The following is a 17,715-nucleotide window of genomic DNA, read 5'->3' on the forward strand; positions in this document are numbered from 1 at the left end:
CGCGTAACAGAGTTGTCCGAGCCCTCGACACCAAAGCCAGGAATGCGGAAGTCGCAGGCCGGGGAGGGCTTGAAATGACCGACGATGCGTTGATCAAGAGGATCGCCAAAGCTTACTCGACCGCACTGGCGATCCGGATCGTCCAGGGTCAGGATGGACCGTTCGCGCGAGTGATCGAAAACGTTGAGATCGATCATGGAGAGTGTCGCCGAAAGCTGACGCTGGACTGGCATCTGCCGACCTTGGCCGAAGCACTGCCCGACTACCCGGAAGTGACGAAGGCCGACTTCATCGCGCACTTTCACGAGGCGAATCCCGTGCTGGTCGTACCGATTCACGTCATGCGAATCGGCAGATTGATGACCGAGTTCGGCGTCGAGGACCAGAAAGGCGAGCAGCTCTACGTCTGCGGTCGAGCCGAATGGACCGAGCGGGCGAAATGGCTGCTCAAGGTCTTCTGGACCTTCGTCGACATCGCGCCTAACGGGCTCAGCACCGAACAGCGCGCACGGATCGAACGTGCGAAAAGTCAGTACCTCTCGCTCCCTATGGAAGATGTCAGCGCCGCCCCGAAGATCGCCAAGAAGGCCGTACGAAGGCTACGCGAAGCCAGCGAATCAGGGCTGGTCCTGCATCCTGGCGCACTGGAGCGGATCGAGGTATTCGGCCGCTACATCGCGACCCGGCACCTGACTTGGGTTCACCTGACACGTCGGCCGGGGCAAACCGTACGATTGACGATCTCGTATCGAACCCGATTCGCGGCCGAATACTCGCCGACACCTTCGAAGGGCAGCCCACTCAGAGGCCGCCGATTCTTGCACCGAGCGATCGAATGGGTTCGCCGAGCGGTCGGTCAAGAACCGTTCATGTTCCGAGTCCCACTCTCGATGCACAGCTATTGCCGCAGCTATCACTTCACCATGCCGTCCCCGACCGGGACTTACTTCAAAGAGCAACGTTTCGTCCTGCAGGACACTCTTCGGATGTCTCAGAAATCTCAGGAAAAAGCGTTCAACAAATTTTGCGAAGAAAAGGGGGCATACGCCCTCGGAAACGAGGAGGCCGGCGGACCGATTGCCCATCTGTATGGACGCAATCTGCGCCAAAAGAAGTTCGGGGACCAACTCCTCTACGCGTACGCCTACGTCAGGGAGCGCCCTCCAGGAACAACGGCGGCGGCCATGTGGCTCTGCCTTTTCTCAGCGTCGTTCCTATGGCTGTTCTACGGCAACTGGGATCGATTGGTCGGTCCGAGCAGCACCGGCGTCAACGTCACCACACTGTTCGTCGCTCTCCCCGGCTTCGCGTCGATCTGGTTCGCAAAGGCCTTCCAAGCAGAGATACGATCCCGCATCCCACTCGTCAACCGCCTCGGCTTGCTTCTCGTCGGGCTGTCGACGTTCTACACCCTCGTAAGCTCGATGGTCGCCCGTCGGACCGGGACGCCTGAGGCAGGCTGGGCCTCGACCCTTTCCGACGGTTTTTCACAAACCGGCGTCGCGATATTCACAGTTTTCCTGTCGATCATGAGCCTGGTTCTGATTTGGCGCAGGATCACGTTCCATTCTTGCTATCAACGCCTGCAGAACAGCGTAGTCAAGCGTTATATGAGTTAAACTGAGTCGAAAGGGTGGCGCGATGTCTGGAGTGCTCAAGATGGACTTCATGAAGCCAAGGCGCGATGAACTGGCCGAGCTTCCGGACGAGACGGACAGCGCCTCGTTCCGACGAGACGCGCTGAAGGTCCTGGACAGCGACGACCAACGGGATCGCACCATGTTCACGGGGCTTCCCGACCAACCCGTGATCGTCGCCGCGGATATCGCGTCGTGCGCGACACTGCCGGACCTGATCCCGAACGTTTGGCAACCACATCTGACCAAGCTGATCTTGCGAGCAGTCGAGGACGATTAAGTCCTCCTCTGGGCGCCGGCCGGGATGCGCGCACCGCCGGGCGGCTCGAAGCACTCTTATTCGCTTGACGGAGTGAGCGCTCACTCCGCACACTGGGCGCATGACAGAAACCACCGCCCGGCGGAGAGCGCCGGGGATGAGTGCCGACGAGCGGCGCCGGATGATCGTCCAGTCCGTGCTGCCCTTGCTGGTGGAGCACGGCGCCGGTGTCACGTCGAGCCAGATCGCGCGCGCCGCGGGCATCGGCGAAGGCACCGTCTTCCGCGTGTTCAAGGACAAGGACGAACTGTTCGCCACCTGCTTCGCCGAAGCGCTGAAGCCCGACCAGGTACTCGACGCGATCGCGGTCATCGACCTCGAACAGCCCCTCGACGACAGGCTCATCGAGGCGGCCGACGCGCTCAGCGCGCACCTCCAGCGGATGGGCGCGCTCATGGCGGTCATGCATGGTTCCGGCAGGCGACTGGAGCATCGCCATGACGATCGCCGAGACCGGCGCAAGGAGTCGATGAGCGTCATGCGCGACGCCATGGCCGAGCTGTTCGAACCGGAGAAGGATCGGCTGCGCCTGCCGCCGTCGCAGTCCGCGGCGCTCTTCCTGTCTCTGCTGTTCAGCGGCCGGATCCGGTTCAGCGAGACCGGGGACGAGCCCACCACGATGGAGCTCGTCGACGTGTTCCTCAACGGCGCCTTGGCGGCCGCGTGATCGGCCCGCCCGGTGGGGGAGGCGGCCTGGAGCTGTTCATGGCCCGCGGCGGCAGGCGCCGTCGTCCGCCGTCGACGGTGCCCGACAGCGGGCTGACCGGCCCGGTCGACATCCCGGAGCCCGAACCCGAAGCCGTCCCGAAAGACCTCAAGTCCCGGCTCGACCGCATGTGGGTCAACGTCGCGGGCACGGTCCGCGGCCTGCCGAAGGTCGCGAAGCTGACCTGGCAGGCAAGCCCGGCGCTGACCATCGTGATCACCCTGGTGACGCTGCTTTCCGGTCTCCTCCCGACGGCGACCGCGTACATCGCGAAGCTGCTGATCGACTCGGTGGTCGCGGCGATCCAGGGACACGGGACGAAGAGCGCGATCGTCGGCGTCGCCCTCTTCCAGTTCGGCATCCTCGTGCTCACCGCGGTTTCGCAGGCGCTGACCACCTATGGCCAGTCGCTGCTGCAGGAACGGATGACGCTGACCATCCGCCACCAGGTGATGGACCACGCGAGCAAGCTGCATCTTTCGTACTTCGAGGGTTCCGCGTCCTACGACATGCTGCGCCAAGCCGCGCAGGAGGCGCCGACCCGGCCGCTGTCGATGATGAACTCGGCCTTGGGCCTGGTCCGGACCGTGATCACCTTCGGCAGCATGATCGCGCTGCTCGTCTCGATCAGCCCGCTGCTGGCGCTCGTCGCCCTCTTGGCACCGATCCCCGCGTTCATCTCGCAGTCGAAATACGGCGCCCGCGCGTTCTGGCTGACGTTGATGATGTCGCCGCTGAAACGACGGATGGACTATCTGTCCTCTTTGGTCACCACCGACACGTATGCCAAGGAGACCAAGCTTTTCGGCCTCGGTCCGTATTTCGTCGACCGGTTCCAGCGGCTCGGCCAGGTCTTCTACGACCGTCAGCGGACGCTGACCCGCAAGCGCAGCGTCAGCTCGACATCGTGGGGTCTGCTCAGCACGGCCGCCGGATCCGCTATCGCGCTGTACATCGCGCTGGAGGCCGTCGGCGGCAGGCTCACCCTCGGCGACCTCGCGCTGTACACGGCGGCCGCGGCGTCGGTGCAGACGTCCGTCCAGGGCCTGTTCACCGCGTTTTCCGGGATGTACGAGAACAATCTCTATCTCGACACGCTGTATCGCTTCCTCGGGACGAAACCGGAGATCGTCGCGCCGCTCCAGCCGCGCCCGCTTCCGTCCACTGTGGAGGGACACATCCAGTTCGAGGAAGTGTCCTTCACCTATCCGGGAGCGCCCGATCCCGCGCTCGACGGCGTGAGCTTCGAGATCCGGCCGGGTGAGACGGTCGCCGTCGTCGGCCGCAACGGGGCCGGGAAATCGACGCTGTTCAAACTGCTGTGCCGGCTGTACGACCCGACGGGCGGGCGGATCCTGCTCGACGGCGTCGACATCCGCGAATACGGCCCGGTGGAGTTGCGACGGCAGATCAGCGCGATGTTCCAGGATTACGTGACCTACCAGGGCACCGCCGCCGAGAACATCGGACTCGGCGACCTGACGCACCTCGTCGACCGCGAACGGATCGAGACGTCGGCGAAACGCGCCGGCGCCGACGAGCGGATCGAGCGCCTGCCCAGCGGGTACGACAGCCCGCTCGGGCGCTGGTTCGACCAGGGTGTCAGCCTGTCCGGCGGCGAATGGCAGAAGATCGCGCTGGCCAGGGCGTTCCTGCGGGAAGCGCCGATCCTCATCCTCGACGAACCGACGTCCGCGCTCGACGCCCAGGCCGAGCACGACCTCTTCTCGCGCCTGCGGGAGCTTTCGGAGGGGCGCACGACGCTGTACATCTCGCACCGGTTCTCCACCGTGCGGCAGGCGGAGCGGATCCTGTTGCTGGAACACGGCAAGGTCGCCGAATACGGGACACACGACGAGCTGATGGCGGCGGAGGCGGGCTACGCCGAACTGTTCACCCTGCAGGCGGCCGCGTACCTCGACGAGGCTTGACCGTGCGGCGGATCATGGTCGTGGGCTGCAGCGGCGCCGGGAAGTCGACGTTCTCGCGACGACTCGGCGCCGCGCTCGGCCTGCCGGTCACCCACCTCGACCGGCTCTACTGGCGGCCGGGGTGGACACCGGCACCGGACGCCGAGTTCCACGCCGCGCAACGAGAGGTCATCGCCTCCGACGCCTGGGTGATCGACGGGAACTACGGGGCGTCGATGCATCTCCGCCTCCCGAGAGCGGACACGGTCGTCTTCCTCGACTACCCGCGTCGTATCTGCCTCCGGCGGGTCCTGGTGCGTAGCCTGCGCGACCTCGGCCAAGACAAGCAGGCGCCAGGTTGCCCCGAAAGGCTGGATCCGGAGTTCTATTCCTACGTCTGGCGCTGGCCGAAGCACCACCGGGAGCGGACGGCGCGACGGCTGGCGGAGCGAGGCGCGCACGCACGGCGGATCGTGCTGACCAGGCCACGCGAGGCGGAGGAGTTCCTTCGCCGGATCGGCTGACCGGGGGTTGGGAGCAAAACGGGCAAGCCGTACGTTGTCCAGGTATGGCTGTCGCGTTCCTGCTCTATGTCGTCGCCGAGATCGCCGCCGTGTGGGCGGTGGGCTCGGCCATTGGCGTGCTCGGCACGATCGCGCTGCTCTTCGCCGGCGCGTTCGTCGGATCCTGGCTCGCGCGCCGTGAAGGCGGCCGCGCCTTCCGGGCGTTCGCCGAATCCGCGCGGCTCGGCCGTCCCGCCGACGCGGAGAAGGAACTCACCGACGGGATGCTGATCGGGCTCGGCGGTCTGCTGATCCTGCTGCCCGGTTTCGTCAGCGACGTCATCGGCCTGCTGTTCATCCTGCCGCCGACGCGGAGTGTCGCGCGCAAGGTGTGGCAGAAGCGGATGCAGCGCCGGGCGGTCAAGTTCGCGAACCGTGCCCGCGGGCCGGTGATGGTCGTGGACAGCGAGGTCGTGACGGACACGCCGCCCGCGGAGGCCGCCAAGAAGCAGCCGCCGGTGATCGAAGGTCGCATCGTCGAGGGCTGAAGGACGCTTTCCCCGCATCGCATGCGACGAAAGCGTCCTTCGCCGCGTCCCATGCGGTGAAGGACGCTTTCAGCTCACGCTCGGCTTCGGGATGTCGAAGTACCCGCTGAACCGCACGGCCGGCGCGTACTCGCCCTTCACCTTCACCTTGCCCGTCACGAACATCGCCGCCACCGCCGCGTTGCCGGTCGCCATCCGGATGAAGTCGTCGACGGAAAGGGTGATCGTGGTGTCCGGAGTGCGCGCGAGATCCGTGCTCGAAACGCAGACGCCGTCTTCGATGACCGTTTGAAAACGATCGAAACCGTCTTCTCCGTCACCATCGGTGAAACGCCATGCGACGACGAAGTCCACATGGCGCGCGCGTTCGGGAACGAAATGGTCCGACATTCTGCGGAAAATCTCGTCGAGGAACGCCGAACGCAGTTCCGGGTGATCGGCGATCGCCTTGAGCTGCTCCCGTGACGCCCGTTGCACGACGTCGACGAGCACCTCGGTCTCGAGTGAGCTCAGCTCGATGCCCGCGCCGGTTTCGCCCAGCATGTGCAGGGTTTCCAGCACTTGCGTGAACTGCTCGGGGCTCAGTTTCGCGAGCTCGAGCTTCTCCGCGAACGCGTTGACGACGTGCTCGCCACCGGTGCGCGTCTTGTGCAGCCTCAACGGACGGGAAAGGCGTACCTTGTCCCGCCAGCGCCGGTTCTGGGAATTTCGGGGCACGGCACGGAAGTGTATCTGCTCGGCCGGGTTCAGGACGGTTTCGGAAGGTCGAAGAAACCGATGAGACCGGCCGCGAACGCCAGGTCACCTTTTACTTTGATCTTTCCGGTGACGAATAGCACAGCCGGCGTAGCCTGATGGGTGATGAGCCGGAAGAAGTCGACGGGCGCGATCGTGATCGTCACCCTCGGCTTCTCCTTCATGTCGCGACTGACCGTGCACTCACCGTGCGAAATCACCGTCTCGTAGCGGTCGTAACCGCCGTCGCCGGTGCCGCCGGACAGCCGCCAGTGGACGACGGCGTGCAGTGTCTTCGCACGGTCCTGCCGGATGTGGGCGCCCATGCGGTCGAAGATCTCGCGCAGCACCCGCTCCCGGAGCGGCCGTTCGGCGACGACGCTCTCGAGTTGCGTGCGCGAGGCACGGGCGACGAGGTTCGCGAACCGGGCCGGGTCCACCTTGCGGAGGTCGAACGCGGGCGCGGATTCCGCGAGCCGCCCCAGCGCGGTGAGCAGCCGCCGGACGTCGTCCTTGCCGAGGTCCTTCGGGTCGATGGCGCCCGCGACCTCGTTGACGTCGAGAGAGTGCGCTTCGGCCGAATCCGGCTCGATCCGTTCCAGCGCGTCGACCAGCGCGCGGCCGGTCAGCCCCACGATCTCGGTCATCTTCCCTCCAGTTCCAGCTACCCGAGCGTAAGGCTACCCGCGAGTAGGTAGGCGGGCAAGCGTGCCGAAATCACCCATGCCGGTGGCAGCCCGGTAGCGTCTTACGCGAGCTAATGGGAGGTCTTGAGTTGTCCGAGGAAGTGCCGCGTCCCGCCGAACGCGCCAAAAGGCTGCCGAGAGCGGTGCGGGAACGCCAGATCCTGGACGCAGCGGTCTCGGTGTTCTCGCGCTACGGCTATCACTCCGCGTCGATGGACGAGATCTCCGAGGTCGCCGGCGTGTCCAAGCCGATGATCTACACCTACCTCGGCTCCAAGGAAGACCTCTTCGGCGCGTGCATCCGCCGCGAAGCCACCCGCCTGCTGGAGGCGGTGCAGGACGGGATCAAACCCGATCTGCCGCCCGACATGCAGCTTTGGCACGGTCTGCGCGCGTTCTACCGCTTCGTCGCCGACTATCGCGAGTCCTGGACGGTGCTGCACCGCCAGGCCATGACCGTCGGCGGCGCCTTCGCCGCGGAGATCACCGACATGCGCACCCGCGCGATCGAACTGGTCGCCGCGCTGGTCGTCTCCGCCGGCACCCGCAAGGGCCTCGGCGAGCAGGCCGAGTTCTCCGGCGCCGGGCTGTCCGCCGCGCTGGTCGGGGCGGCCGAGTCGCTGGCCGACTGGGCGCTCGACCACCCCGACGTCTCCGACGGCGTACTCGCCTCGTGGCTGATGAACCTGGTCTGGCTCGGGTTCAACGACCTGGTCGAGGGCGAGATCTGGAAGCCGTCAGAGAGCGACGACTGAGCCCTCCAGGTGCGGCTTCGGCTTGCGCGCGTTCCACAGCTCGAATGCCCAGCCATCTCCTTCACTCCAAGTGGTGAAAGCGGCCTTGGCGGGCAGCAGGACCGGCTGCTTGAACTTGACGTCGACGGTGAAGGCCTCCGGAAGCCTGCCTTCGAACGCCGCGAGCGCGTGCGCCTTCGTCCACATGCCGTGCGCGATCGCGGACGGGAACCCGAACGCCTTCGCGGTGATCGGGTGCAGGTGGATCGGGTTGCGGTCGCCGGAGACCTCGGCGTAGCGGCGGCCGATGTCGCCGGGCACCTGCCAGATCGCGGTGGGCGAAGGCTGCGAGAGCTGACCGCGTGAGGTCTTCTCGCCGCTGCCGTCACCGCGGCGCAGGTACGTGCTGACGTCCGTCCACACAGGACTGTCGTTGACGAGCAGTTCGCTGATCACGTCGAACTGCCTGCCCTTTTCGTGCGGCCGCAGATCCTCGGCCCGCACGCGCAGGGTGAACGACTCGTCGAGCCGCAGCTGCCGGTGCTGGGTGATCCGGTTGGCGACGTGCACCATGCCCAGCAACGGGAACGGGAAGTCGTCCTCGGTCATCAGCGCCATCTGCAGCGGGAACGCCAGGATGTGCGGATACGTCGCCGGGAGCACGTCGTCCAGCCGGAATCCGCACACCTGGTTGTACGCGGCGAGGTGGGCCGGGTCGACGACGACGCCCTCGCGGACGAACTCGGTCGACGGCAGCGTGTTCCCGCCGCTCTTGCGCAACGAGCCGAGCAACGCCTTGGGGTACAACGAAGACAGGCTCGGCGACTCGTGGAGTTCCTTGACCGCCATGTTCACGCCCCCAGCAGTGCCTGGCCGCAGACGCGGACCACGTTGCCGTTGACCGCGGCCGAAGCCGGGTTCGCGTACCAGGCGATCGTCTCGGCGACGTCGACCGGGAGCCCGCCCTGGCCGAGGCTGGACAGCCGCCGCCCGGCCTCGCGGATGAACAGCGGCACGGCGGCGGTCATCTTGGTCTCGATGAAGCCGGGCGCGACGGCGTTGATCGTGCCGCCGTACTCGGCGAGCTTCGGCGCGCCGACGTTCACCATGCCGATGACGCCCGCCTTGCTGGTGGCGTAGTTGGTCTGGCCGACGTTGCCCGCGATGCCGGCGATGGAGGAGACGCCGATGATGCGGCCGTTCTCGCGCAGCACCTTGTCGGACAGCAGCTTCTCGTTCACCGCGAGCTGCGACGCGAGGTTGACCGCGATGACCGAATCCCAGCCGCCCTCGGTCATGTTGCCCAGCGTCTTGTCGCGGGTGATGCCCGCGTTGTGCACGACGATGTCGACGCCGCCGTGGCGGGTGACGAGGTACTCGGCGAGCTTCTCCGGCGCGTCGGCGGCGGTGATGTCCAGCTGCAGCGCCGAGCCGCCGACCTTGTTGGCCACCTTCGACAGGTCCGCGCCCTGCGCGGGGATGTCGAGCGCGACGACGTGGGCGCCGTCGCGGCCCAGCACTTCGGCGATGGCGGCGCCGATACCGCGGGAAGCGCCGGTGACCAGGGCGACCTTGCCGTCCAGCGGCTTCGCCCAGTCGGACGGCGCGGAGGCGGTCTTGGTCTCGGTGCCGACGCGGATGACCTGGGCGTCGACGAAGGCGGACTTCGACGAGAGCAAGAACCGGAGCGTGGACTCAGTAGCCTCTTCGGCTCCTTCGGCGACGTACACGAGCTGAGCCGTCGCGCCGCGCTTCAGTTCCTTACCGACGGAACGGACGAAGCCTTCGAGCGCGCGCTGGGCGATCCGCTCGTTGCCTTCGGCCAGCTCCGGGGGCGTCCCGAGGACGACGACGCGGCCCGAGGGCCCGACGCTCCGGATCACCGGGTGGAAGAAGTTGTAGACCTCGCGAAGCTGCTTCGGGTCCTTCACGCCTGTCGCGTCGAAGACGAGAGCGGCGTGCCTGTCCGTCGCGGCCGAGACGACCTCGATACCCGCGCGGTGCAGCTGCGCCTCGATCACCTTTTCGAGGCGACCGCCCGGCGCGGCCCCCAGGAGTGCGGGACCCTCGAGAGCGGGCTGGCCGGGCTTGTACCGGCGGAGCGTCGCGGGGTTCGGCAGGCCGAGCTTCGGCACCACGAATTTCCCCACGGGGGATTTCGTGAACTGCTGGTACCTGTCAGCCATTACGTGCCTCCCGTGCAGTTTGCGTCACGTCGCATTCTAACCTACTCGCTAGTAGGTTACAGTGTGAGAGAGCCTACGGAGGAGTGGAAAAAATGGCCACGAAAAGGACGGCACCCGTGCGCAAGGTCGCGATCATCGGCGGCAACCGGATCCCCTTCGCCCGCTCGAACGGTCCGTACGCGAAAGCGTCGAACCAGGACATGTTCACGGCCGCCCTCGACGGCCTGGTCAGCCGCTTCTCCCTGCAGGACGAGGTGATCGGCGAGGTCGCCGCCGGCGCGGTGCTCAAGCACGCCCGCGACTTCAACCTCGCCCGCGAAAGCGTCCTCGGCAGCAGGCTGAACCCCGCCACCCCGGCCTCCGACGTGCAGATGGCGTGCGGCACCGGCCTGCAGGCCATCATCAACGTCGCCAACAAGATCGCCCTCGGCCAGATCGACTCGGCCATCGCGGGCGGCGTCGACACCACGTCCGACGCGCCGCTGGCGGTCAACGACGACCTGCGCCAGATCCTCGTGCAGCTCAACGCCGCGAAGACGCTCCCCGACCGGCTGAAGCTGGCCGCGAAGCTGCGCCCCGGGCACATCGTCCCCGAGATCCCGCGCAACTCCGAGCCGCGCACCGGCCTGTCCATGGGCGAGCACGCCGCGCTGACCGCCAAGGTCTGGGAGATCACGCGCGAGGCGCAGGACGAGCTCGCCGCCACCAGCCACCAGCGGCTCGGCGCCGCGTACGACAAGGGCTTCTTCGACGATCTGGTCACGCCGTACCTCAAGCTGGCGCGTGACCAGAACCTGCGGCCGGACTCCAGCGTCGAGAAGCTCGCGAAGCTGAAGCCCGCCTTCGGTGGTCCTGACGGCACGATGACCGCGGGCAACTCGACGCCGCTGTCCGACGGCGCGTCGACCGTGCTGCTCGCGACCGAGCAGTGGGCGAAGGCGCGGAAGCTGCCGGTGCTGGCGTACCTGACGTTCTCGCAGACCGCGGCCGTCGACTACGTCCACGGCGACGAGGGCCTCCTGATGGCGCCCGCGTATGCCGTCCCGCAGATGCTCACGCGTGCCGGACTCACTCTGCAGGACTTCGACCTCTACGAGATCCACGAAGCCTTCGCCTCGCAGGTGCTCGCCACCCTCAAGGCGTGGGAGGACCCGCAGTTCGCGAAGTCGAAGCTGGGTCTCGACGAGCCGCTCGGCTCCATCGATCGGGCGAAGCTGAACGTCAACGGCTCGTCGCTCGCGGCCGGACACCCGTTCGCCGCGACCGGCGGCCGTATCGTCGCCACCCTCGCGAAACTGTTGAGCGAGAAGGGATCCGGCCGCGGACTCATCTCGATCTGCGCCGCGGGCGGCCAGGGCGTCACCGCGATCCTCGAAAAGTAGCGTTCGCCCGCAGCGGATCGGGGAAAAACCCGGGTGTCTTTGTCGGTGCCCGGGTCTAGCGTGTGCGCATGTTCGCAGTTCAGGCGAAAGCGCTGGTCAAAACCTACGGGTCCACCCGGGCGCTCGACGGGGTCGATCTGTCGATCCCGACGGGAAAGGTGCTGGGCCTGCTGGGGCCGAACGGCGCCGGCAAGACGACGACGGTTCGCATCCTGACCACCCTGCTCCGCCCGGATTCGGGCGAGGCGGAGGTGGCCGGGCACGACGTGCTGGCCCAGCCCGACGCCGTCCGGCGGTCGATCGGGCTGTCCGGGCAGTACGCCGCCGTGGACGAGAACCTCACCGGCTTCGAGAACCTGTACATGGTCGGCAGGCTGTACGGGAGCAAGAAGGCGGCGGCGAAGTCCAGGGCGCGTGAGCTGCTCGCCCGGTTCCGGCTGGAGGACGCGGCGGATCGACCCGCCAAGACGTACTCCGGCGGTATGCGGCGGCGGCTCGACCTGGCGGGTGCGCTGGTCGCCGAGCCGACCGTGGTGATCCTCGACGAACCGACCACCGGGCTCGATCCGCGCGGCCGGATCGACACCTGGGAGGTCATCAAGGAGCTCGTCGCCGACGGCACCACCGTGCTGCTGACCACGCAGTACCTGGAGGAGGCCGATCAGCTCGCCGACTCGATCGTCGTGATCGACAAGGGGAAGGTCATCGCGCGCGGCACCGCCGACGAGCTGAAGCAGGAGATCGGCGGCGAACGGCTGGAGCTCGTCGTGGCGAACACGAGCGATCTCGCCATGACCACGCAGGTGCTCACCGAGGTCGGCTCGGGCACCCCGACGGTCGACGAGCACACCCGCAAGGTCGACGTCCTGGTCGAGGGCGGGCCGAAGGCGCTGATCGAAGCACTGCGGCGGCTCGACGGACACGGCGTCGCCGTCCAAGACGTCGCGCTGCACCGGCCGACGCTCGACGACGTCTTCCTTTCGCTGACAGGGCACGCCACGGACGAGGGGGAGAAGAAGTGAGCGCGGTCGCGAAGGCCTTTTCCGACGGTGGCGTGATCACCTGGCGGAACCTGAAGAACGTCCAGCGCAACCCGGACTGGCTGATGGCGGCGACGCTGCAGCCGATCATGTTCGTGCTGCTGTTCGCGTACGTCTTCGGGGACGCGATCGGCGGCGAGGCGGGCGGGCTCGCGTACCGGGAGTTCCTGATCGCCGGCATCTTCGCGCAGACGGTCGCGTTCAACTCGGCGTTCACCGTGATCGGGTTCGCGAACGACCTGCAGAAGGGCATCATCGACAGGTTCCGTTCGCTGCCGATCTCGCGGCTCGCGGTGATCTTCGGCCGCACGACGTCCGACCTGGTGATCAGCGTGGTCGCGCTGGTCGTGATGTCGCTGTGCGGGCTGCTGGTCGGCTGGCGGATCCGCGGCAGCTTCCTCGACGCCGTGCTCGGCTACCTGGTGATGCTGATGTTCGCCTGGGCGCTGTCCTGGGTCGGCGCCTGGATCGGGCTGGTCGCGCGCAGTGTCGAGGTGGCGCAGAGTGCCGGGCTGATGTGGATGTTCCCGTTGAGCTTCATCTCGACGGCGTTCGTCCCGGCGGACAAGCTGCCGGGCGTGCTCAAGGCCATCGCCGACTGGAACCCGTTCACCGCGGTGATCAACTCGGCTCGCGACCTGTTCGGGAACCGCTTCGGCGCGCCCCCGACGGGCTGGCCGGCCGAGCACGCGTCGCTGTACGCGATCCTGTGCTGCATCGCCATCATCGCGATCTTCGCGCCGCTGGCGACGGCCCAGTACAAGAAGGTCGCGAGCCGGTAGAAAAACTTCTGTGCACAAATGTCGAACCGCCGTCGAGCTGCTCGACGCGTCGATGAAGGCGGGGTAGAAAAGCCCCGCCAAGACACTGAGGAGCGACGATGCGGTTTCTGATGATGCACCGGCTGGACGAGAGCGCCCCGGAGGCCTGGAACCCCAGCAAGGAGTTCATCGAGAAGATGGGCGCCTTCATCGAGGACTCGTTCGAGAAGGGCATCCTCATCACGGCGGAGGGCGTGCACCCCTCCGAGCGGGGCGCGAAGGTCCGCAAGGCGCGCGGCGGCAAGATCACCGCGACCGACGGCCCGTTCACCGAGGCCAAGGAGGTCATCGGCGGGTTCGCGCTGATCAACGCGAAGGATCTGGCGGAGGCCGTCGCGTTCGCCGAGTCCTACGCCGCGCTGTTCGACGAGATCGAGGTCGAGGTCCGCACCGTCGTCGAGGCGGAGGACATCGAGGCCTTCACCTCATGACCCCACGCGTTTAGTCCTCTGGATGCGCTTTTTCGCATCCAGAGGACTAAACGCGGGTCGTCACTTCGTGATGGCCTTCTCGGCCTTCTTCGCCAGCTTTTCGGCGCGCTTCTCCGTCTTGGAGGCGGCCCGCTTGGCGCGCCAGCCGAGCGACGGCTTGCCCGCGGTGTCGGCGGCGGCCAGCAGCAGGCCACCGGCGAGTCCGGCGTTCTTGATGAACTGGATCTGCTGCTGCTGACGCTCGGCCGGTTCCTTGATCTCCCAGAACCGGTGCGCGGCCAGCGTGGTCGGGACGAGGCTGCCGAGCAGCAGCATCGAGGCCAGGCGCGGCGCCTTGCCCGCGGCGAGCGCGACCCCGGCGCCGACCTTCACCGCGGCGTCGATCCGGACGAGGGTGGCGGGGTCGCGCGGCACCGATTCCGGCACCACGCCCTCCAGTTTGTCGAAGGACTCGGTGAGGAACGGCTCCACGGCTTTGGCGTGCCCCTGGGTGTCCCTCAGCGCACCGATCCCGCCGGAGATGAAGATCGCGGCGAGGAGCGGACGTGCGACGCGACGGAGAATCACGGTCGTAAACCTTTCTGGATCCGGACCCGGGAAACAAACCTATCCCCAGACTTCCCGCCCGCCACCGCGCCGAACCGCGCTAACGGTGTATCCCGAAATATTTCTCTAGTGCTAGATGACGCTAGATTTCGCTAGCGGGCCCGGTACGCCTTCGGCAGCTTGAAGCCGCAGTCGGCCGCGGCCTGCCGCAGCCGGTCCGGATAGTCGGTGATGATGCCGTCCACGCCGTCGTCGATGAGCTTGTGCATGGTGGCCGGGTCGTCGATCGTCCAGGGCACGACCTTGATCCCCGCCCGGTGCGCCTCGGTGACCAGCGCCTTCGTGGTGAACGGCCGGTAGTCGGGGTCGCCGACCTTGCCGCCCTGCGGGTTGCCGTGCACCGGCGAGAGCGCGCTCGCGCCGAACGACTTCACCGCGCGGACGGGGCTGCCGCCGAAGTCGTCGATGTCGAGCCCGCCGAGCCACGGCGACTTGCCCGGCTGCCCGGCCTGCAGGAACTCGGGCTGGGTCAGCGCGACCGTCGGGATCCACGGCGCCACTTCGCGAAGCCGCATCAGCGCGCCCCAGTCGAAGCTCTGGACGGTGACGTTGCGGGCGAACCCGCCACGCAGGATCTCGCGCACCACTCGTTGGACGAACTGCTCACGCGGCGCCGTCTCGTGCGGCGCGGCGGCCTCGACCTTGGTCTCGATGTTGAACTCGATCCCCCAGGCGTGGTGGTCCCTGGCGAGCTGGAAGAGCTCGGCGAGCGTCGGCATCTTGGCGCCGGGGGACAGTGTCTGACCGGGGTGGGCGGGCTGCCGGATCGAACCGCAGTCGAGCGTGCGGACCTGCGCGAACGTCAGGTCCTTCACGTATTTGCCGACGTACGGGTACGCCGGGTCGCCAGGCGTCGCGGGCGCGGTGTCGCGGCACTTCGCGGGTGTCGTCTTGCGGTCGTGGGTGATGACCTCGCGACCGTCCTTGGTGATCTGGATGTCGAGTTCGAGCGTGGTCACCCCCAGTTCCATCGCCTTGCCGAAGGACGCGAGCGTGCTCTCGACCGTGAGGCCGAGCCCCCCGCGGTGAGCCTGGATGTCGAAGGCGCGACGCGGCTGCGCGTCGGCGACCCCGGCCGTCGTCAAGGTCAGCGCAGCGGCCATGACCAGCGCGAATGTCTTCATCCGTGAACCATGCCACGGTCGGGCGAACTTCGATTGACTTTGACGCAACGTCAACCTCTACCTTCGTGGACATGCCGAACGAGACGGAGTGGTCGATCCAGGACATCGCCCGCTCGGCCGGGACCACGAGCCGCACGCTGCGCCACTACGGCGACATCGGGCTGCTCGAACCGAGCCGGGTGGGGAACAACGGATACCGCTACTACGACCAGGACGCGCTGGTGCGGCTGCAACGGATCCTGCTGCTTCGCGAACTCGGGCTGAGCCTGCCCGCGATCGGCGAAGTCCTCGAAGGGGAGCAGGACACGACGGCGGCGCTACGCACGCATCTGAAGTGGCTGGAGCAGGAGCGACAGCGGCTCGGGCGGCAGATCGAATCGGTCAAAACGACCTTGAGGAAGACGGAGAGAGGTGAACAACTGATGGCAACGGAAGTGTTCGACGGCTTCGACCACACGAAGTACGAGAAGGAGGTCACCGAACGCTGGGGCGCCGACGCCTACAAGCAGGGTGACCGGTGGTGGAAGTCGCTGAGCGCCGAGGACAAGAAGGCGCACCAGCAGGAACAGAAGGACATCGCGGCCGCGTTCGGCGAGGCCCGCGCGCAGGGCCTGCCCGCCGACGGTGACGAGGCCCAGGCGATCACGCGGCGGCTGTACGAATGGCTCCGGCCGGCCGTGCGAGCCGTGTCGAAGGGCTACTTCGCCGGTCTCGGGCAGCTGTACGTCGACGACCCGCGCTACGGGCAGTACGACGAGAAGCACGGCGCGGGCACTGCGGAATACATCCGTGACGCGATGACGATCTACGCGGAACGCAACCTGAGCGAGTAGGAACGAGGGACGGGGCTGCAGACCCGTCTCTGTTATCTGTCGCGCGCTGACGAAGACGCCCCGCGGGGCGGAGACCGGATGAAACCTCTGGTGGACAAAGCAGCCGCCCCGCAAACCGTCTCCGTGGGCCTCCGGCCCGAACGAGGCGCGCGACGGTGAAGTCTCCGTCGGGCGCAGAGCGCCCTTGGGGAGACCACTCGGCCGCTTTTACCGCGACACGCCTATCCCTCTATGGCGGAATATCGGGTCGACGCTAGAAACCCCGATAGCGTGGGAGAGTGGATCCCATCCGCAACCCCTTCGCCCCGGGTGCCGGTCAACGGCCGCCCGAGCTGGCAGGTCGCGTCCGCGAGCTCCAGGCCTTCGAGGTCGTGCTCGAACGGGTCGCGCGGGGGAGACCGGAACGCAGCCTGATGCTGACCGGCCTGCGCGGCGTGGGGAAGACCGTATTGCTGGGCGAGCTGCGCTCGCGGGCCATCAAGCACGGCTGGGGCGCTGGCAAGATCGAGGCCCGCCCGGACACCGAACTGAGGCGGCCGCTCTCGGCCGCGCTGCACCGCGCGATCCGCGATCTCGCCGTCCGCCATCGCGCGCCGGACCGGGTCGAGCAGGTGCTCGGCGTGCTCAAGGCGTTCGCGCTGCGCGCCAACAAACCGGACGCGAAGCTGCGCGACCGCTGGCAACCGGGCATCGACGTGCCCGCCGCGCAGGGCCGCGCCGATTCCGGCGACATCGAGATCGACCTGGTCGAACTGTTCACCGAGGTCGCGGAGCTGGCGGCCGACGTCGGCACCGGGGTCGCGCTGCTGATCGACGAGATCCAGGATCTGCTGCCGGAGGACGTTTCCGCGCTCTGCGCCGCCTGCCACGAACTTTCGCAGTCCGGGGCGCCGCTGGTCGTGGTCGGCGCGGGACTGCCGCACGTACCCGCCGTCCTGTCGGCGTCGAAGTCGTACTCGGAGCGTCTCTTCCGCTACGCGCGCATCGACAGGTTGGAGCGCGAAGACGCCGACCTCGCGGTGATGGCGCCGATCGAACGTGAGGACGCGGGCATCGAACCGGAGGCGCTGGACGCCCTGTTCGACGCGTCCGGCGGCTATCCGTACTTCATCCAGGCCTACGGCAAGGCCGCTTGGGATGCCGCGCCGGCGGACCCCATCACCGTGAAGGACGTCCAGGTCGCCGCCCCGGAGGCCGAGTCCGAGCTCGCGGTCGGCTTCTTCGGCTCCCGCTACGAACGCGCGACGCCCGCGGAACGTGAGTACCTGCTCGCGATGGCGGAGCTGACGCAGGGGCGGGACGAGTCCGCCGGGACCGCCGATGTGGCCGTCTACCTGGGGCGGAAGCCTTCGTCGCTGTCACCGGCGCGGGACAGCCTGATGAAAAAGGGCCTGGTGTACTCCGCCGAGCGCGGGCACATCGCCTTCACCGTCCCGCACTTCGGCCACTACCTGCTCGGCCGGGACTAAGCCTCTCTCAGACTTTATAGCATCAGCCCTAGAAAGAGGTAGAGA

At 67.2% G+C, this 17,715-nt stretch carries 19 protein-coding genes; 13 read left to right on the forward strand and 6 right to left on the reverse strand.

The genetic code is table 11. From position 1 onward, the window contains the following. Nucleotides 1-74 precede the first annotated feature (74 nt). The 6 genes from AMK34_RS15960 (at nucleotide 75) to AMK34_RS15985 (ending at nucleotide 5,623) form a co-directional block, all read left to right on the forward strand. Nucleotides 75-1,619 carry a hypothetical protein gene (locus AMK34_RS15960; RefSeq protein WP_073845858.1) on the forward strand — a complete coding sequence of 515 codons (1,545 nt, stop codon included), beginning with the start codon at nucleotides 75-77 and terminating at the stop codon, nucleotides 1,617-1,619. Nucleotides 1,620-1,641: 22 nt separating this feature from the next. Then, nucleotides 1,642-1,917: a hypothetical protein gene (locus AMK34_RS15965; protein ID WP_143202459.1), complete on the forward strand. Its 276-nt coding sequence runs from the start codon at nucleotides 1,642-1,644 to the stop codon at nucleotides 1,915-1,917. A gap of 136 nt (nucleotides 1,918-2,053) precedes the next feature. Then, nucleotides 2,054-2,623: a TetR/AcrR family transcriptional regulator gene (locus AMK34_RS15970; protein WP_037334344.1), complete on the forward strand. Its 570-nt coding sequence runs from the start codon at nucleotides 2,054-2,056 to the stop codon at nucleotides 2,621-2,623. A gap of 26 nt (nucleotides 2,624-2,649) precedes the next feature. Then, nucleotides 2,650-4,593: an ATP-binding cassette domain-containing protein gene (locus AMK34_RS15975; RefSeq protein WP_143202508.1), complete on the forward strand. Its 1,944-nt coding sequence runs from the start codon at nucleotides 2,650-2,652 to the stop codon at nucleotides 4,591-4,593. A 2-nt stretch (nucleotides 4,594-4,595) separates the two neighbouring features. Beyond that, nucleotides 4,596-5,096 carry a DNA topology modulation protein FlaR gene (locus AMK34_RS15980; protein ID WP_073845860.1) on the forward strand — a complete coding sequence of 167 codons (501 nt, stop codon included), beginning with the start codon at nucleotides 4,596-4,598 and terminating at the stop codon, nucleotides 5,094-5,096. A gap of 44 nt (nucleotides 5,097-5,140) precedes the next feature. After that, complete coding sequence (locus AMK34_RS15985) at nucleotides 5,141-5,623, forward strand: FxsA family protein (protein WP_038521751.1); 483 nt, start codon at nucleotides 5,141-5,143, stop codon at nucleotides 5,621-5,623. A 69-nt stretch (nucleotides 5,624-5,692) separates the two neighbouring features. Here AMK34_RS15985 and AMK34_RS15990 read toward each other — a convergent pair whose 3' ends face one another. Continuing rightward, a complete protein-coding gene (locus AMK34_RS15990; RefSeq protein WP_073845861.1) occupies nucleotides 5,693-6,283 on the reverse strand; it encodes an SCP2 sterol-binding domain-containing protein in 591 nt (196 codons plus the stop codon). 86 nt (nucleotides 6,284-6,369) lie between these two features. Then, the gene (locus AMK34_RS15995; protein WP_072029445.1) at nucleotides 6,370-7,005 is read right to left on the reverse strand and encodes an SCP2 sterol-binding domain-containing protein; all 636 of its coding nucleotides are present in this window, start codon (nucleotides 7,003-7,005) and stop codon (nucleotides 6,370-6,372) included. Nucleotides 7,006-7,133: 128 nt separating this feature from the next. Between AMK34_RS15995 and AMK34_RS16000 the strand changes: the two genes are divergently transcribed. Further along, nucleotides 7,134-7,799, forward strand: coding sequence for a TetR/AcrR family transcriptional regulator (locus AMK34_RS16000; protein ID WP_007032385.1), 666 nt, complete (start codon nucleotides 7,134-7,136; stop codon nucleotides 7,797-7,799). Here the strand turns inward: AMK34_RS16000 and AMK34_RS16005 are convergent. Both AMK34_RS16005 and AMK34_RS16010 read right to left on the reverse strand, forming a co-directional pair. Beyond that, nucleotides 7,782-8,627, reverse strand: coding sequence for a MaoC family dehydratase (locus AMK34_RS16005; protein ID WP_073845862.1), 846 nt, complete (start codon nucleotides 8,625-8,627; stop codon nucleotides 7,782-7,784). The genes AMK34_RS16000 and AMK34_RS16005 overlap by 18 nt on opposite strands. 2 nt (nucleotides 8,628-8,629) lie before the next feature. Further along, on the reverse strand, nucleotides 8,630-9,964 hold the full coding sequence (locus AMK34_RS16010; protein WP_073845863.1) for a 3-oxoacyl-ACP reductase: 1,335 nt from the start codon (nucleotides 9,962-9,964) through the stop codon (nucleotides 8,630-8,632). Between the two features lie 92 nt (nucleotides 9,965-10,056). Here AMK34_RS16010 and AMK34_RS16015 point away from each other — a divergent pair, with 92 nt between their 5' ends. From AMK34_RS16015 to AMK34_RS16030, 4 genes are all read left to right on the forward strand, one after another. After that, nucleotides 10,057-11,346: an acetyl-CoA C-acetyltransferase gene (locus tag AMK34_RS16015; RefSeq protein ID WP_073845864.1), complete on the forward strand. Its 1,290-nt coding sequence runs from the start codon at nucleotides 10,057-10,059 to the stop codon at nucleotides 11,344-11,346. 68 nt (nucleotides 11,347-11,414) lie between these two features. Further along, nucleotides 11,415-12,368, forward strand: a complete 954-nt coding sequence (locus tag AMK34_RS16020; RefSeq protein WP_038521766.1) for a daunorubicin resistance protein DrrA family ABC transporter ATP-binding protein — start codon at nucleotides 11,415-11,417, stop codon at nucleotides 12,366-12,368. Then, complete coding sequence (locus tag AMK34_RS16025; RefSeq protein WP_037334316.1) at nucleotides 12,365-13,168, forward strand: ABC transporter permease; 804 nt, start codon at nucleotides 12,365-12,367, stop codon at nucleotides 13,166-13,168. The genes AMK34_RS16020 and AMK34_RS16025 overlap by 4 nt, the downstream gene beginning before the upstream one ends. Before the next feature lie 98 nt (nucleotides 13,169-13,266). Continuing rightward, on the forward strand, nucleotides 13,267-13,638 hold the full coding sequence (locus tag AMK34_RS16030; protein WP_083649874.1) for a YciI family protein: 372 nt from the start codon (nucleotides 13,267-13,269) through the stop codon (nucleotides 13,636-13,638). Nucleotides 13,639-13,698: 60 nt separating this feature from the next. Here AMK34_RS16030 and AMK34_RS16035 read toward each other — a convergent pair whose 3' ends face one another. Next, nucleotides 13,699-14,205 carry a DoxX family protein gene (locus tag AMK34_RS16035; protein WP_038521769.1) on the reverse strand — a complete coding sequence of 169 codons (507 nt, stop codon included), beginning with the start codon at nucleotides 14,203-14,205 and terminating at the stop codon, nucleotides 13,699-13,701. A 131-nt stretch (nucleotides 14,206-14,336) separates the two neighbouring features. Further along, nucleotides 14,337-15,368, reverse strand: a complete 1,032-nt coding sequence (locus AMK34_RS16040) for a glycerophosphodiester phosphodiesterase family protein (protein WP_073845865.1) — start codon at nucleotides 15,366-15,368, stop codon at nucleotides 14,337-14,339. Between the two features lie 71 nt (nucleotides 15,369-15,439). Between AMK34_RS16040 and AMK34_RS16045 the strand changes: the two genes are divergently transcribed. Both AMK34_RS16045 and AMK34_RS16050 read left to right on the forward strand, forming a co-directional pair. Beyond that, entirely contained in the window at nucleotides 15,440-16,201 is a 762-nt protein-coding gene (locus AMK34_RS16045; RefSeq protein WP_073845866.1) for a MerR family transcriptional regulator, read from the forward strand. A gap of 278 nt (nucleotides 16,202-16,479) precedes the next feature. Continuing rightward, complete coding sequence (locus AMK34_RS16050) at nucleotides 16,480-17,670, forward strand: ATP-binding protein (protein WP_007032375.1); 1,191 nt, start codon at nucleotides 16,480-16,482, stop codon at nucleotides 17,668-17,670. Nucleotides 17,671-17,715: the final 45 nt, after the last annotated feature.

The organism is Amycolatopsis sp. CB00013, from assembly GCF_001905755.1.
GTDB classification, from domain to species: Bacteria; Actinomycetota; Actinomycetes; order Mycobacteriales; family Pseudonocardiaceae; genus Amycolatopsis; species Amycolatopsis japonica.